The organism is Mycobacterium sp. NAZ190054, assembly GCF_001545925.1.
Taxonomy (GTDB): Bacteria; Actinomycetota; Actinomycetes; order Mycobacteriales; family Mycobacteriaceae; genus Mycobacterium.
Genome location: NZ_LMVQ01000044.1, coordinates 1 through 15,209, shown reverse-complemented (window position 1 = coordinate 15,209; position 15,209 = coordinate 1). Strand labels below are relative to the sequence as shown.

Sequence of the window (15,209 nt, the reverse complement as noted above, 5' to 3'; positions counted from 1 at the left end):
ACGGCCACCACTCAGCCCGAACACTGACCTCAATGATCTATCTCTGCCTCGGCGGACTGCACCCTCAGCTACCCACAAGAACCTGAGGAGCCGCACATGTGTGCGAGTCTATCGGTGGGGTGTGACGGAACCGGGACGGTCGCGGCCGGCTGTGGATCAATCCGGATCTGTGGACAAACGCCACGGATCACAGCTGCGGAATGACCTCAGAGGCCAGCAGTTCGAGCGTCTGATCCGAACAGCGGTCGTGGGTGAACAGCACGATCTGCCCGAAGCCCAGCTCGACAAGAGCCCCGAGCCGGTCCACCATCTCGGTGGCGGTGCCGATCAGGCCGGTGTCGTGGAGCCCGAAACCTTCCGCGCCGAAACGCTTCTCGGCGAGACTGCGCACCGCCGGCAGGGAGGCTTCGTCGGGCGCCAGCGCCATCACCGCCTCGATCGACAACACGATGGTCTGCAGGTCGCGGCCGATGTCGTCGCAGAGCGCCCGCAACACCGCGAGCTTCGCTTCGATCTGGCCCAACGCATAGGTCGGCACATTCCACACGTCGGCGTACCGCGCCACCAACGGCAGCGTGAACTTCTCACCGGCCCCGCCGACTACGACGGGTGGCCGCGGCTGCTGCGCTGCTCCCGGCTTGATCGGCATGTCGGTTACGGTGAAGTGCTTGCCCGCGAAGTCGATCCGCTCGTCGGCGAAGGCCTGGTGCAGGATCTGAAGCGTCTCGCCGAGTTGTTCGGACCGTTCGGCGAAGGTGCCCCACGGCAGCCCGGCGCGGCGGTGTTCGTCCTCGATCGAACCGCTGCCGATTCCGAGGCTGAGACGGCCGCCGGAGATCTGATCCAATGTCGTCGCCATCTTGGCCAGTGTCACCGGGTGGCGGAACTGGTTGCACAACACCATGTGCCCGACCCGCAGCCTTTCGGTGCGGCTGAGCAGCGCGGTGGCCACGGTCCAGGCCTCCATCGACGGGTAGTCCGGCATGCCCGGCCCGTACAGGTGGTCGTAGAGCCACAGCGAATCGATGCCGAGCTCCTCGCACCGCCGCGCGCGATGGAGCAGATCGGCGAACGAAAAGCCCATCTGGGGCAGGTAGATGCCGATCTCCGGCCTGCTCATGACCCTCCCCGACCTCGGTGCGCTGTACATTCCGCCGCCTGCATGGTAACGACATTCTCGCAGAGTGAGAAGCAAGTTCTGACGACAACGACGTGGAGGGCTGCCCATGCGGTTCGCGATCACCCATCCGATGCACAGCCATCCCTACAATCCCGAACTCGTCACCGGAGCCGGGATCGCGCAGGTGGCCGCGGCCGCGGAGAAGGCCGGGTTCGCCGGCTTCGGCTTCACCGACCATCCCGCACCGAGCCAGCGCTGGCTGGAGGCGGGTGGCCACGACGCGCTCGACCCGTTCGTGGCGATGGGATTCGCGGCGGCCCACACCACGACGCTGCGGCTGATCCCGAACATCGTGGTGCTGCCGTACCGCAACCCGTTCGTGGTCGCCAAAGCGGGCGCGACGCTGGACCTGATCTCCGAGGGACGGTTCACCCTGGCCGTCGGGGTCGGCTACCTGAAACGCGAATTCACGGCCCTCGGCGTGGATTTCGACGAGCGCGCCGAACTGTTCGAGGAGGCCTTGCAGGTGATCCGCAGTGTCTGGACCGCCGATGACATCACCATCGAGGGCAAGCACTTCAGCGCCAAGGGCATCACCGCGCACCCTCGGCCGTCCAGCACGCCGCATCCGCCGATCTGGGTGGGCGGCAATACTTCGGCCGCGCGGGCGAGGGTCGCGAGGTACGCGCAGGGCTGGTGTCCGTTCCGGGCTCCGGCGGTGCTGGCGCAGACCGCCCGCACGGCACCGTTGGAGACGGTGGACCATCTCAAGGCCGGGGTGGATGACCTGCGCCGCCGCCTGGAGGAGGTGGGCCGTGATCCGTCCGGCATCGACGTCACTTTCACCAACGACGCGGGAGGGTCGCCCGGCTCCGCGGATTTCAACGCCGACGAGTTCCTCTCGGGTGCAGCAGAACTCGAACGGGCCGGAGTCACCTGGATTCAGGTGACGGTGCCGGGGGACAGCCTCGCGCACGCGCTGGAGACGATCGAGGAGTTCGGCGGTTCGGTCATCGCGGAGCGGTGAGCGCGGGTCCGACCCACCGGTGCAGAAAGGCCCGCAACGCTGCCCCGTTCCGTGGCGGCTCGTGGGGGGCGATGACCATGGACTGGATGATCCGCAGCAGGAACTCGATGAGCTCGTCGAGGTCAGCGTCGCTGCGGTAACCGAGGTCATCCCAGTGGATCCGGCTGTGGCGCAGGATGATCCGGCAGCGCTCGATCACCGAGGGGGACAGCATCCGGCGGCTGAACTGGTTGGTGCGGTCGTTCTCCAGCAGCAGCGTCAGCAGTGGCTCGTCGGGCAGCCGCTCGACGATGAACGCCACCACCTCGACCAATTGACCCGCGACGTCGTCGATATCGGCGGTGAGCTTCTCGATGCGTGTCACGAAGCCGTCCATGGCGATCTCGGCGGCCGCGGTGAAGAGCTCCTCGGTGGTGGCGAAGTAGCGGTACACCGTCCTGCGGGTGATGCTGAGCTCGTCGGCGACGTCGGCCAGGCTCGTCTGTGCGGGACCCCGCCGTTCGATGCACCGCAGCGCCGCGTCGATGATGCGCTTGCGGGCGTCGTCGTCGTCGCGCGGCGGCGACCCGGCCCAGCCTTTCCTGCCCATGATGATTGACTCCTTCACCGCGTGTAGGTGATCATTACAGAAGATACGCTAGATGTCACGGTGTGTAATGTGGTTCCGGAGGTTCTCGATGACTGAGCTCGTGGTGCGTCGTCCCCGATTCGACTTCACCGGCGAGGTTCCGTGGCGGTGGAATCGTCAGAACCCGGCGTTCTCGTTCTTCATGAATGCGACCTCGATCATCGCGGTCTGTTTCGAGCAGATGATCGTCGCGGCGGTGGGGGAGGCCCGACCGCTGATCACCGACCCGGCCGTCGCCGAGGAGGCGACGGCGTTCCTGCGGCAGGAAGCGCAGCACTCGGCCAGCCACCGCAAACATGTCAACGCGCTCATCGCTCAGTACCCGGGCCTGCAACACACCCTCGACGCCGCGATCGCCGAGTATGAGGCCCTGACCGCGACGACGCCGCTCGCGTACCGGCTGGCCTATATCGCCGACCTGGAGGCGACGTTCACCCCGACGTTCAAGATGATGCTCGACAACGAAGCTTCGCTGTTCCGACCGGGCGACGAGCGGGTCGCATCGCTGTTCCTGTGGCATTTCGTCGAGGAGGTCGAGCACCGCAGCTCGGCTCTGGTGATCTACGGCGAGGTGGTCGGAAAGCCCTGGTACCGGCTGCGTATGGTGCCCGCCGTGGCCAAGCACCTTCTCCGCGTGATCGCGGTGATCGCCGACGGCGTCAACACGCATGTGCCGGAGGCCGAACGGGTGGTCGACGCCCGCACGCTGCTGCCGGGGTATGGACTGCGCACCGCGTTCAGGCAGAAGACACCGGCGGCCTTCGCCGGCGTCCCACTCGGCGAGAAGCTGATCGCCGGTGTCCGAATCCTGTTGAGCCAGACACCGTTTCACAATCCGGGAAACGAGCCGTTACCGGATTTCGCCGACGAGTGGTTCACCCGCTGGGAACGAGGCGACGACGTCACGCACTGGTACACGTCGGCGCGGACGAACTGAAGAGCCATGGCCGAACAGTGCAACCCGACCTTCGACCTGATCGCCTCGGCGCTCGGCGACTTCAGCTGTCAGGGAGCTTCTGCCGTCGGACACCTGCGTCATCCGCTTGCGCTGTCGAACTGGACCCTGCCGGTGATCGAGCTGATGATGGTCGCCGTCGCGGTGGCCGCGCTCGCGCATTCGATCCAGCGGTGGCGCCGTGACGGTGATCCGGTCAACCTGTCGCTGTGGTGCGCGACGGTCATCTACCTGTTCGTCATCGAGATACCGCTGTACTTCCCGGATGTCTTCGGCGTCGCCGACTCCCTCGGAGTCGTGTTCGTCCACAACGCGTTCACCGTGCAGTTCCTGTTCGAGCGGTTGCCTCTCTACATCGTCGCGCTGTATCCGGCAGTGGTGACCATCGCCTACGAGATCGTGCGGACGCTCGGGGTGTTCCGCGACCGCGGCCCGGTGATCGGCGCGTTGGTGTCGGGTTCGTCCACCACTGCCTGTATGAGGTCTTCGACCAATTGGGGCCGCAACTGCGGTGGTGGGCCTGGAACACCGACAACACGATCAACCGGCCGATGCTGGCGTCGGTGCCGATGACGAGCGTGTTCATCTTCGCGACGCTGGGTCCCGTCATCGTCACGCTGCTGGTGCTGCTCCTCGTCGGCCGCAACGACGGCACTGATGGCGGCGGGCTGCTGTGGCGCACCGCATTGGCCGGCACGCTGACCCCGGTCGGCCTTGTGGTGCTGAGCATTCCGACTTCACTGTTCGGCGGCTTCACCGGGGGGTCACCGAACATCACCGCACAGGCTGTCCTGTTCACGGTCGAACTAGCGGCGGTCGCCGTACTTGCGGCGACGACGCTCGCACTCCAGTGGCTGCGCATCCGTGCCGGGACCACCGAGGCCACCGCGCCCAGTGTCTTCGTGCGGGTGCTCGGTCCGGTCTATCTGGCGGTGCTGGCGCTGTTGTGGGCGAGCGCGCTGCCCGCGCACCTGGACGCGGTCGACGGCTTCACCTCCGACGGGACTCCGGTGGGCAGCCTGCCCTACGCCGGTGCCGCCTTCGCGGTGGCGGCATTGTGCCTGGCGGCCGCGCTCAGCGCGAAGCGGAGCGCACGAGCGTCGGTCACGTCCCGGCGATCCTGACCAGGGTCTTGCCGATGTTGGCTCCGGTGAACAGGCCGTTGAGCGCGTCCACGCACGACTCGATGCCGTCGTAGATGGTCTCGCGGTGGGTGAGCAGGCCCTGCTCTTCCCAACTGCGCAGCGCGGCGAACGCCTCGTCGAAGCGGCCCCATTCGTCGAGGGCGTTGAAGCCCTGCATCAGGGCGGTCTTGGCCAGCAGGTTGACGTAGTTGGCGGGTCCGGGGTGCTCGCCGGTGAGGTAGCTGGAGATCACCCCGCACAGGACGACCCGGGCCTTCTGCGCGAGCCTGCCGAGCACCGCGTCGAGGATCGGGCCGCCGACGTTGTCGAAGTACACGTCCACCCCACGCGGGCAGTGCTGCTTCAGCGCTGCGCGCAGGTCGTCGTTGCGGTAGTCGATGCAGGCGTCGAAACCGAAGTCCTCCACCACCGACCGGCACTTGTGCGGACCGCCGGCGATGCCCACCACCCGCGCGCCCGCGATCTTGGCGATCTGCCCGGCCACCGATCCGGTGGCTCCCGCCGCGGCCGACACCACGACGGTTTCGCCCGGTTGCGGACGGCCGATGCCGGTCATGCCGAAATACGCGGTGGCGCCCGTCGGCCCGTAGACCGACATCACCGCGAGCTGATCGACCTTCTCGGCCGGGCCGGGCACCGGCGTGGTGAACAGATCGTCCCGGACGATCGTGTACTCCTGGAACCCGGTCAGCGTGGTCATGATGTCGCCGACGGAGTATGCCGCACAGCGGGATTCGACCACCTCGCCGATCCCGGCGGCGCGGATGACCTCGCCCAGCGCCACCGGCGGCAGATAACTCGGTTGGTCGTCGAGCCATGTCCGCACCGCCGCGTCGATACCCACGTAGGACGTGCGCACCAGGGCTTCGCCGTCGCCGGCTTCGGGCGCGGGTGCGGTCACGAGTTCGGTGTCCCCGGTGGCGACCAGCCCGTGCGGGCGGCGGCGCAACACGATCTGGCGGTTCGTCAGCGTCGGCACCCGGCAGAACCTACCGAAGCCGTGCCGGCGCCGAGGGATGTTGCACTAACACCGCCACAACGCCTCCTGCGCCGTCGACGCGATCAACGTGCCGTCGGTGTCGTAGAGCGATCCCCGCACCAGGCCGCGGGAGCCGCCGACGTTGAGCGGATGCACCTCGTAGCGATGCCAGTGGTGCGGCGTGAACGGGCGGTGGAACCACACCGAGTGATCGAGGCTCGTGGCAAATGCGGACGATCCGGCTTCCGGCTCCAGCGGCGCCCCCGGCGGCCGGGCCACCGGCACCGGACCGAAGTCGGACGGGAACGTCAGCGTGCACGCGCGGATCAACGGGTCGTCCTCGATCTCGTCGCGGGTGCGGATCCAGAACGGTGGGACGGCGAAGACCGAGTCGTCGTCGTGCCTGGTGCGGACCTCGAAGTGCTCGGCGAACTGGACGTCGGATTCCTTCGGGCGTGCGTCGATCAGTGTCACCGACGACGGCGGGCCGGGGTGCGCGTCGGGTCCCGGTTCGGAGACGTGGAACGACGCGATCATCTCCAGGATCACCGCTCCCTGCTGGACGGCGGTGACGCGGCGGGTGTCGAAGGAGCGCCCGTCCCGGGTGCGTTCGACGTGGAGTTCGACTTCGACGCCGTAGCGGCCACCGCGCACGAAGTACAGGTGCAGCGACTGCGGCAGCTTGCCGGCGTCGACCGTGGCGCCCGCGGCGCCCAGCGCCTGCGCGGCGATGAGGCCACCGAACAACCGTACGCCGGGGCCGGCGGCCGTCGGGCAGGTGACGAACACGTCGTCACGGCGGTCGAACCGGAGGAGATCGGCGATCCAGCTTTTCTTGACACCTGTCACAGGTAGCCGACCCTATCGGGCGGCGAACCAACCTTCGCCGTCAGGCAGCTGTGCGGTCACGTCGACCTTGTCGGCGTCGAAACTGAGCATGCCCGTGATCGGCAGGGCCTCGGGCGGCGGGTCGGCATAGCTCCATGCCGCATCCTCGACCACCGTGGTGCCGACGACCGCGGTCCAGTACGTGGCGTAACCCTTGTAGTTGCAGTAGCTGGTGGTCTCCGAGCGCCGCAGCAGGTCGGTGCGGACCAGGCCGGGGTCGACGTAGAGCCGCGGCTGCAACGCCGTCTCGAACACGATCACGGTATCGGCGGTGTCGACCAGCACGGTGCCGGCGACGGCGACCTGCAGCGCGCGCGAGGTGGGGCGACAGTCGACGCGGTGGTACGGGTTGGGCGGATAGTGCACCAGCTGCCGGCCCTCTTCCAGCCAGACGTCGACCGCCGTCCACGGCACCACGGCGTAGCCGGGCATCTCCGGGACCGGGGTGCTCCGCAGGTCGCCGATGTCGGCGCCGCTGAACGCGTAACTGAGCGGCTCACCCCTGCGGTGCACCATCACCGCCCTCTCGGTGTCGATCACCGTGCGCCCGTCCAGAACCGCCTGCACGCGCCGCGGATGCGGCTCGATGTAGACCAGGTCGCCGGCCACCGGCGGGCTGAACCGGCCCGCGCGGTCCCGGCTGAGCGGACCGCTGCCCGCCACCAGGCTCATCGAAGCGCTCCGGCGACAACAGGTTTGGCGGAACTCACAACGGCGGCCCTTCGCTCGGGGGACTTCAGGTGAGTTTACAAACCGCCGCCGCAATGTCACAGCGGTCGGCGAGGGCGGCTGCGGACGTGGCGAAAATCGACGAAACGGGTACCACCTTGCAGGCCGGGTGGACGACGAACGGGGTGGCAGGTGAGACGACTCAACGGCGTGGACGCGATGATGCTCTACAGCGAGACGCCGGAAATCCACATGCACACCCTGAAGATCGGCGTGCTCGACGTGTCGGCCGTCGACGGCTTCGACTTCGAGTTCTTCCGCCGGGCCGCCCTACCGCGGTTGCACGCGTTGGCCCCGCTGCGTTACCAGCTGGTGGACATCCCGCTGAAGTTCCACCACCCGATGTGGGTGCAGATCGCCGAGATCGACGTCGACTATCACATTCGCCGGGCGCGGGTGCCGGCCCCGGGCGGCCGCAGGGAACTCGACCAGCTGATCGGTGAGATTGCGAGCGCGCCACTGGACCGCGGTCACCCGCTGTGGGAGATGTACGTCGCAGAAGGCTTGGCAGACAACAAGATCGCGATCATCCACAAAGTCCATCACGTCCTCGCCGACGGTGTCGCGTCGGCCAACCAGCTGGCGATGGCGATCCAGGCGCGTGAACCCGAGGTGGGCGGGCAGTTGGCCGCCGCGCCGGCGGACTCCACGGCGCCGCGGAATCTGCTCAAGGCCGCGGCCCGGGATCACGTGCGCCAGTTGCGACGGCTGCCCAGGCTCGTCAACGAAACCGCCTCCGGCGTCGCGCGGGTACGCCGGCAGGCCCGGGAGCGGGGCCGCCACCCCGACTTGGCGCGCAATTTCGCGCCACCGCCGAGCTTCCTCAACCATGTGGTGACACCGGGCCGGCGTTTCGCGACCGCGCCGCTGGCGCTGGCCGACGTCAGGGCGACCGCCCGCCATCTGGGCGTCACGCTCAACGACATCGTGCTCGCGACGGCGGCGGGAGCGCTGCGCGAACTGCAGTTGCGCTACGACAAGAAGGCCGACGCACCGTTGATCGCCGGCGTCCCGGTCAGCTTCAACACCTCGCCCGACCGTCTGATGGGCAATGAATTCACTTACATGACACCGTCTTTGCCGGTCCATGTGGCCGATCCCATCGCGCGGGTGCGGCTCACCGCGACCGCGACAGCGATCGCGAAGGACAACCACAACCTGCTGGGGCCGACGTTGTTGCCGTCCTGGCTGACCTACCTCCCGCCGGCCACCACGCCGGGCATCTTCCGGGCGCAGGCGCGCCGGGTGGAGTCGGCGATGGTGATGAACCTGACCATTTCCAACGTCCCGGGGCCGAAGGAGCGGGGCGTCATGGACGGCGCGGTCGTCGACGAGATCTACTCGGTCGGGCCCGTCGTCGCCGGCAGCGGAATGAACATCACGGTGTGGAGCTACGTCGACCAGCTCTCGATCTCGGTGCTCACCGACGACCGGACGCTGAAAGACCCGCACGAGGCCACCGACGCGCTGATCGCCTCGTTCGTCGACATCCGCACCGCAGCCGGTCTCCCGGCAGAGCTGACACCTGTCGAGAAGACAATGCCGGTGGCTCCGGTCCTCTGACGAACGGAACGTGTTGCTCGGCCCATGCTTTCGCGGCGCCGCAGGTACCTGTGCGCGCGTCGAAATCCGATCGAGACTTTACAGATACACTCGTAAGTGTCACGCTGTCTGGAGTGCCACGTGATGCGCACCGAGGAAGTGGGAGGCAGACGGTGACAGCTCGGACGTACCAGACAGACGACCTCGCGCAGTTCGAACGCAGGGGATCCGGGGTCCGCGTCGCCGGTGAGACCCTGCACACCTACGACCTCAGCGTGATCGCCGCCGACGTGGACGGTGTCGTCGCCGCGGCGGGAGGCTGGCTGTGCGACCGGGCGCGGGCCGGCTGGCGGGTCACGGTGACGGTTCCGCCCGGCCACGACGTGCGCGCCCTGACCATCCTGGGCGTCCACGTCGAGGTGCGGGAGTCCGCCGTCGAGGCATTGAGTGAGCAAGCCGCCGTCGCCGTCGACGTCCGTGTCCTGCGGCGTGACGAACAGATGCGGGAAGAAGTGCGGCGTCTCGTCGACGCCGCCCGGGCCGAGATCACCGTCTGGGGCGACTCGGCACCGTTCGATGCGGACGGCCGATTCGACCGGGTGCGGCACCGGCTCAGCGCCGCCGCGCGCGCGTTCAAGGCGCGGGCGGTGCAGACGACCGGGCAGACGGCGGCGGATCTGACCGTCGAGGATTTCGCAGCGCGGCGCTGTGGTATCCGCCCGACGGCGCCGACCTGGTGCCGCTCGCGGAGCGCTAGTGCCGTCGCGGCGGTTCGGTTCGGTCGGTGGGGACAGTCTGGGTGCGTGCCTGCCCCGGCACCGCATCGTCGTGCTCGCCTCCGCCGTGGCGCCGGTCGTGGGATCCGTCGGCGGGTTCCTGTGCGACCGCGCGCGGCAGGGCTGGGACGTCAGCGTGCTGTTGACCCGGCCCGCCGACACCGGGCCGCTGGCCATCTTGGGCGTGTCGACACGACCGCCGGATGCGGACCTGGAGGCGGACATCGACACGGTGGTCGGCGAGATCCCGGCGGGCGCGACCTTGGCAGTGGAAGCCGGGATGTTCGACAGCGACGCCTGCGTCCGCCACAACGTGGCGAAGATCGCCACTCAGGGACGCGTGACCGTCGCCGTCTGGGGCCGTCCTGCCGCGCCGGCCGAACTGCGACACGGGTTCGAGCCGGTCGCTCACCAGCCGAGCGCGGCCGCCGCAGCGTTCAAAACCCATGCGCTGCGCGCCGTCTCGACGGCCGAAGGCGCCGGCACCGAGATGCTGTATCGGCTGCGCGCCGGATCCTTCCGGCACCTGCACCCGGCGTGAGCCGCTACTGGGTGTCGCGGTAGCGGTGGATGTACCAGCTGCGGGCCACGAACCCGAGCAGCAGGGCCGCGAACCCGACCATGAACCAGTCCTCCACGTGGCCGGTGTGGTTGCCATGGATCATCAGCAGGAGGAAGCCCGCGGCCAGCAGACCGCCGATCTGGTAGAAGCGGTAGTTCTCCGTCGACCAGCCCCATTCCGCAGACGGCACGTCCTCGACGTCGACACCAGTGCGTCGTTCCACCTCGGTGCTTGCCACGGCTGCTCCTCACGGTCGGGCGGTCAGTCAACGGTAATTCTGACACAGGCCTACTACGGACGGCCGTAGACCTCGGCAGGCTCGGTAGGCTGCCGGTTCATGGCAGCTCAGGTCCTGCGGGACAAGGTCGTCTTCGTCACCGGCGCCGCGCGGGGTCAGGGCCGGGCTCACGCCGTGCGCTTCGCCGAGGAGGGCGCCGACGTCATCGCGTTCGACCTGTGCGAGCAGCTCGGCAGCGTCGCCTATCCGATGGCCACGCCTGAGGACCTCGACGAGACGGTGCGGCTGGTCGAGAAGACGGGCCGCCGGATCGTGGCCGAGCGCGGCGACGTCCGTGACCGCGACCGGCTCGCCGAGGTGGTGGCCCGCGGCGTGGCGGAGCTCGGCCGCCTCGACTTCGTGCTCGCCAACGCCGGCATCCTGCCCGTTGCGGGCCCGCAGGGCCGGGACATCTCCGCGTTCACCGACGCGGTCGCGGTGATGCTCAACGGGGTGTACTTCACCATCGAGGCCGCGCTGCCCGCGCTACTGCGCAACCCCGACGGCGGCGCGATCGTGATCACCAGTTCGGCCGCGGGGTTCACGTCGGTCAGCACCGAATTCGCGACGATGAGCCACGGCGCGGCCGGCTACACCGCCGCCAAGCACGGCGTCATCGGCGTGATGCGCCACTTCGCCCGCTCGCTGGCCGAGAAGAACATCCGGGTCAACTCCGTCCATCCCGGCGGAGTCGCCACTGCGATGGTCCTCAACCAGGCCACTGCCGAGTGGGCCGGCGAGCACCCGTCGTTCAGCGCCGCACAGCAGCCGTTGCTCCAGCTGCCGATGATGGAGCCCGGCAACGTCAGTGACACGATGGTCTTCCTCTGCGGGCCGTCGGGCCGCTACCTGACCGGCGCCGCGATTCCACTGGATGCGGGCCAGACCCTGAAATAGCCGAGTTGTACCGGCGCAGCGCCTCGGCGCGTTCTGCCCCGTGGTCGACGATCGGCTGCGGATAGTCGTCGGGGCGGTGGGCGCCGAGATTGTGCACCTGGTCCACGCCCGCCAGTTCCGGCACCCAGCGCCGCACGTAGTCCCCGGACGGGTCGAACTTCGCGCCCTGTGTCGTCGGGTTGAACACCCGGAAGTACGGTGCGGCGTCGGTGCCGCAGCCGGCCACCCACTGCCATCCGTGCTGGTTGTTGCAGATGTCGCCGTCGACGAGTTGGTCGAGGAACCAGCGCGCACCCCACTGCCACGGCAGATGCAGATCCTTGACCAGGAACGACGCCGCGATCATCCGCACCCGGTTGTGCATGAAGCCGACCTCGGCCAGCTGCCGCATCCCCGCGTCGACGATCGGAAAACCGGTCCTCCCGTCCTTCCAGGCCTGAAAGGACTCTGCGGCGTCACCGTCGTCGTCGACCTCGATCGCGTCGAAGTTCCGGTTCCAGTTCCACCACGTGCTGTCCGGCCACGCCCGCACCACCGAGGCGTAGAAGTCCCGGAAGGCGAGTTCCCGCAGAAAGGCCTGCGCGCCGTCGTCGGGCCCCAGGTCGGCGGCCATGGTCCGGGGATGGATCGCGCCGAACTTCAGATGGGCCGACATACGGCTCGTCGCGGCCAGGTCGGGCCGGTTGCGGTCCTCTGCGTAGCCGGCGAGCCCGCCGTCGACGAACTCCCGCCACGCCCGCAGCGCCGCTTTCTCACCGGCCGGTCGCTCGAGCCCGACACCGGCGTCGGGGATCTCCACGGCGCGTGCGCCCGTGACGTCGTCCGGGTCGATCCAGCGCGCCGACGCCGGACCCGATCCGGCCGAGGCGCGCCAACCGTGCCTGCGCCACGCGTCGAAGAACGGTGTGAACACCTTGTACGGAGTGCCGTCGTCCTTGGTCACGCGGCCGGGGGAAACCAGATACGGGGAACCGGTCGCCATCAACTCGACGTCGCCGAGCGCGTCGCGCACCAGGGCGTCGCGGCGCCTGCTGAACGGGGTGACGTCGTCCGAGACGTGCACCGCTGTCGCTCCGACGGCGGCGGCCAGCGCGGGGATCCGGGTGCGCGGATCACCTTCGGTCACCAGCAGGCGCCCGTCGAGGCTCTCGCGCACGTCGCGCAGCGCGTCATACAGGTACTGCAGCCGCCGGGGACCCGATGACGCCGTCAGCCGCGGGTCGAGCACGTAGCACGCGAGCACCTCGGTGTCGCCGCCCGCGGCGGCCAGCAGGGCAGGCAGATCGGCCAGCCGCAGATCGCGGCGGAACCACAACACGACGGGCATGTCGTTGATGCTGCCCCCGAACTCCGATAGTGAAACAGGGGTCGGCAAATGTGAAAGGGTCGGTTCTGTGCAGTTCTGGTCGGGCGCGGCGTTTCTGAAGGCGACCGAGGCGGTGCCGTTGGCGCGGATGCTCGACGAGTGCGGCTTCGACGGCATGGTGACCTCGGATCACATGCTCTACCCGCGCGAGTTGGGCTCCGTCTACCCCGACTCGGCAAGCGGCGCACCGCCGTGGCAGCCGGAGACGGAATGGCCGGACCCCTGGGTGCTCACGGGCGCGGCGGCGGTCACCACCCGGCTGCGGTTCTCCAACGCCGTGTACATCGCACCGGCGCGTCCTCTGCTGGAGGTCGCCAAACAGGTCGCGACCGCGGCGGTGCTGTCGGGCGGACGCGTCTCGCTGGCGGCCGGTGTCGGCTGGATGCGCGAGGAGTACGCGCTGATGGGCCAGGACTTCGGCACCCGCGGCAAGCGGCTCGACGAGATGATCCCGGCGCTGCGGGCGCTGTGGCGCGGCGGCTGGGTGTCCTGGAGCGGAGAGCATTACCAGGTTCCGGAGATGATGATCGAACCGCACCCGCCGGGGCCGGTGCCGATCCTGGCCGGCGGAGAGTCCGACGCCGCACTGCGGCGCGCCGCCCGGTTGTGTGACGGGTGGGTCGGCTACGCGTATCGGTGGGACGATGCCGTCGGTTACGCCGGCCGGCTCACCGAGCTGCGGCGCGAGTACGGGCGTGCCGACGAACCGTTCGAGGTGCTGCTGGCGCTGATGGAACCCCCGACACCGGAACTGTATCTGCGGGCCGAGGAGGCCGGAATCACCTCGGTGATGGTCGCGCCGTGGCTGGGCGCCGAGGACGGCGGACCCCGGGGTGTGGAGCGCTTCCGCAAGCCGATCGAACAATTCGCCGAGACCGTCATCGCGAAGGTCAGGGCCTGACCGTCGCCCGACGGAGGCGGCGCGGGGCTGCCAGAATGCGGGGATGACCACCGGGCGTGCCGACGACTACCCGCGGGACATGGTCGGTTACGGCCCGCATCCACCCGACCCGCGCTGGCCCGACGGTGCCAGGATCGCGGTGCAGTTCGTGCTGAACTACGAGGAGGGCGCCGAGAACAGCGTGCTGCACGGCGACCCGGCTTCTGAGACCTTTCTGTCGGAAATCATTGGCGCCGCACCTTTTCCGAATCGCCACATGAGCATGGAGTCGCTCTACGAATACGGTTCCCGGGCCGGGCTGTGGCGGCTGCTGCGGGTGTTCGACCGGCGGGGGCTCCCGCTGACGGTCTTCGCCGTCGCGATGGCGCTGGCGCGCAACCCGGAAGCGGTCGCGGCGTTCCGGCGCCGCGGCGACGAGCTCGCCTGTCACGGATTGCGTTGGATCAGTTACCAACTCGTCGAACCCGAGATCGAACGCGCACACCTGGCCGACGCGGTCGAGTTGATGACCGAGCTGACGGGGGCGGCGCCGCAGGGCTGGTACACCGGACGGGACTCACCGCAGACACGTCGCCTGGTCGTCGAGCACGGCGGCTTCCTGTACGACTCGGACTCCTACGCCGACGACCTGCCGTACTGGACCAGCATCGCGGGCGCCGACCACCTGGTGGTGCCGTATGCGCTGGACACCAACGACATGCGGTTCGCCATCGCGGGGGGATTCCCCAGCGGGGACGAGTTTTTCGCGCACCTGCGTGACGCGTTCGACGTGCTCTACGCCGAGGGGGTGGCGGGTTCGCCGAAGATGCTGTCGGTGGGGCTGCACTGCAGGCTGGCCGGGCGGCCCGCCCGCACGGCCGCGCTGGAACGCTTCCTGGATCACGTGCAGTCACACGACGGGGTGTGGATCGCGCGCCGCATCGACATCGCCAGGCACTGGATCGAGCACTTCCCGCCACGCTGACAGCGACCCGCGACGTCACACTTGCAGATCTGTGACCGGTGAGCGGCACAATGGGTCGGTGAGCGAGAGCGGAGCGCGACTGCGTGTACTGATCCTGGGCAGCACGGGCTCCATCGGCACCCAGGCGCTCGAGGTGATCGCCGCCAACCCCGACCGCTTCGAGGTGGTCGGGCTGGCCGCCGGCGGCGGCAACGTCGACCTGCTCGGCAGCCAGCGTGCCCAGACCGGCGTGACGAACATCGCCGTCGCCGACGAAGCCGCGGCGGCCGCGTTGGGCGGCGTCACCTACGCGGGTCCCGACGCGGCCACCCGGCTGGTCCGGGCCGCCGCCGGGCGGTGCGACGCTGGTCTGACATTCCGGCGGCCGATGGCCGCGGTGAGACGGCCGTCGAAAAATAACCTCACTGAGACCCTTGTCACAGCCGGGGGAACCTACCTACTGTGTGTTCACTA

General features: G+C 68.8%; 16 protein-coding genes and 1 pseudogene. 10 read left to right on the top strand and 7 right to left on the bottom strand.

All coding sequences use genetic code 11. From position 1 onward, the window contains the following. Nucleotides 1-187: 187 nt before the first annotated feature. The gene (locus ASJ79_RS04540; protein WP_067953550.1) at nt 188-1,120 is read right to left on the bottom strand and encodes an LLM class flavin-dependent oxidoreductase; all 933 of its coding nucleotides are present in this window, start codon (nt 1,118-1,120) and stop codon (nt 188-190) included. Nucleotides 1,121-1,226: 106 nt separating this feature from the next. Between ASJ79_RS04540 and ASJ79_RS04535 the strand changes: the two genes are divergently transcribed. Further along, nucleotides 1,227-2,147 (top strand): LLM class F420-dependent oxidoreductase, encoded by a 921-nt coding sequence (locus ASJ79_RS04535; protein WP_067953549.1) that lies wholly within the window; start codon nt 1,227-1,229, stop codon nt 2,145-2,147. Here the strand turns inward: ASJ79_RS04535 and ASJ79_RS04530 are convergent. Beyond that, nucleotides 2,131-2,736 carry a TetR/AcrR family transcriptional regulator gene (locus tag ASJ79_RS04530; RefSeq protein ID WP_067953552.1) on the bottom strand — a complete coding sequence of 202 codons (606 nt, stop codon included), beginning with the start codon at nt 2,734-2,736 and terminating at the stop codon, nt 2,131-2,133. The genes ASJ79_RS04535 and ASJ79_RS04530 overlap by 17 nt on opposite strands. Before the next feature lie 88 nt (nt 2,737-2,824). Here ASJ79_RS04530 and ASJ79_RS04525 point away from each other — a divergent pair, with 88 nt between their 5' ends. The 3 genes from ASJ79_RS04525 to ASJ79_RS33660 are packed head-to-tail and all read left to right on the top strand — an operon-like array spanning nt 2,825 to nt 4,854. Beyond that, on the top strand, nt 2,825-3,712 hold the full coding sequence (locus ASJ79_RS04525; protein WP_067953551.1) for a metal-dependent hydrolase: 888 nt from the start codon (nt 2,825-2,827) through the stop codon (nt 3,710-3,712). A 6-nt stretch (nt 3,713-3,718) separates the two neighbouring features. Further along, nucleotides 3,719-4,303, top strand: a complete 585-nt coding sequence (locus ASJ79_RS33665; protein ID WP_231750720.1) for a hypothetical protein — start codon at nt 3,719-3,721, stop codon at nt 4,301-4,303. Then, nucleotides 4,294-4,854 carry a hypothetical protein gene (locus ASJ79_RS33660; RefSeq protein WP_231750719.1) on the top strand — a complete coding sequence of 187 codons (561 nt, stop codon included), beginning with the start codon at nt 4,294-4,296 and terminating at the stop codon, nt 4,852-4,854. The genes ASJ79_RS33665 and ASJ79_RS33660 overlap by 10 nt, the downstream gene beginning before the upstream one ends. Here the strand turns inward: ASJ79_RS33660 and ASJ79_RS04515 are convergent. Genes ASJ79_RS04515 through ASJ79_RS04505 form a run of 3 tightly spaced genes read right to left on the bottom strand, consistent with a single transcriptional unit; the run spans nt 4,835 to nt 7,414 of the window. Continuing rightward, complete coding sequence (locus ASJ79_RS04515; RefSeq protein ID WP_067953548.1) at nt 4,835-5,854, bottom strand: NADP-dependent oxidoreductase; 1,020 nt, start codon at nt 5,852-5,854, stop codon at nt 4,835-4,837. The genes ASJ79_RS33660 and ASJ79_RS04515 overlap by 20 nt on opposite strands. Nucleotides 5,855-5,899: 45 nt before the next feature. Continuing rightward, complete coding sequence (locus tag ASJ79_RS04510) at nt 5,900-6,703, bottom strand: acyl-CoA thioesterase II (protein ID WP_067953547.1); 804 nt, start codon at nt 6,701-6,703, stop codon at nt 5,900-5,902. 12 nt (nt 6,704-6,715) lie between these two features. Continuing rightward, complete coding sequence (locus ASJ79_RS04505; protein ID WP_067953546.1) at nt 6,716-7,414, bottom strand: DUF427 domain-containing protein; 699 nt, start codon at nt 7,412-7,414, stop codon at nt 6,716-6,718. Between the two features lie 189 nt (nt 7,415-7,603). On the opposite strand from ASJ79_RS04505, the gene ASJ79_RS04500 reads away from it, so the two are divergent. Continuing rightward, nucleotides 7,604-9,034: a wax ester/triacylglycerol synthase family O-acyltransferase gene (locus ASJ79_RS04500; protein ID WP_067953545.1), complete on the top strand. Its 1,431-nt coding sequence runs from the start codon at nt 7,604-7,606 to the stop codon at nt 9,032-9,034. 735 nt (nt 9,035-9,769) lie between these two features. Next, complete coding sequence (locus ASJ79_RS04495) at nt 9,770-10,330, top strand: hypothetical protein (protein ID WP_067953544.1); 561 nt, start codon at nt 9,770-9,772, stop codon at nt 10,328-10,330. Nucleotides 10,331-10,334: 4 nt separating this feature from the next. On the opposite strand, the gene ASJ79_RS04490 is transcribed toward ASJ79_RS04495, so the two are convergent. Further along, a complete protein-coding gene (locus ASJ79_RS04490; protein WP_067953543.1) occupies nt 10,335-10,589 on the bottom strand; it encodes a DUF2631 domain-containing protein in 255 nt (84 codons plus the stop codon). 99 nt (nt 10,590-10,688) lie between these two features. Here ASJ79_RS04490 and ASJ79_RS30700 point away from each other — a divergent pair, with 99 nt between their 5' ends. After that, complete coding sequence (locus ASJ79_RS30700; protein ID WP_082753662.1) at nt 10,689-11,525, top strand: mycofactocin-coupled SDR family oxidoreductase; 837 nt, start codon at nt 10,689-10,691, stop codon at nt 11,523-11,525. Here ASJ79_RS30700 and ASJ79_RS04475 read toward each other — a convergent pair. Continuing rightward, complete coding sequence (locus ASJ79_RS04475; RefSeq protein ID WP_082753661.1) at nt 11,434-12,852, bottom strand: deoxyribodipyrimidine photo-lyase; 1,419 nt, start codon at nt 12,850-12,852, stop codon at nt 11,434-11,436. The two genes, ASJ79_RS30700 and ASJ79_RS04475, sit on opposite strands and share 92 nt — an antisense overlap. 67 nt (nt 12,853-12,919) lie before the next feature. Between ASJ79_RS04475 and ASJ79_RS04470 the strand changes: the two genes are divergently transcribed. The 3 genes and pseudogenes from ASJ79_RS04470 to ASJ79_RS04460 form a co-directional block, all read left to right on the top strand. After that, nucleotides 12,920-13,792 (top strand): TIGR03619 family F420-dependent LLM class oxidoreductase, encoded by an 873-nt coding sequence (locus tag ASJ79_RS04470; protein WP_067953540.1) that lies wholly within the window; start codon nt 12,920-12,922, stop codon nt 13,790-13,792. Between the two features lie 43 nt (nt 13,793-13,835). Beyond that, a complete protein-coding gene (gene puuE, locus ASJ79_RS04465) occupies nt 13,836-14,756 on the top strand; it encodes an allantoinase PuuE (protein ID WP_067953539.1) in 921 nt (306 codons plus the stop codon). Between the two features lie 58 nt (nt 14,757-14,814). Beyond that, nucleotides 14,815-15,209, top strand: a pseudogene (locus tag ASJ79_RS04460) (hypothetical protein); the annotation flags it as partial.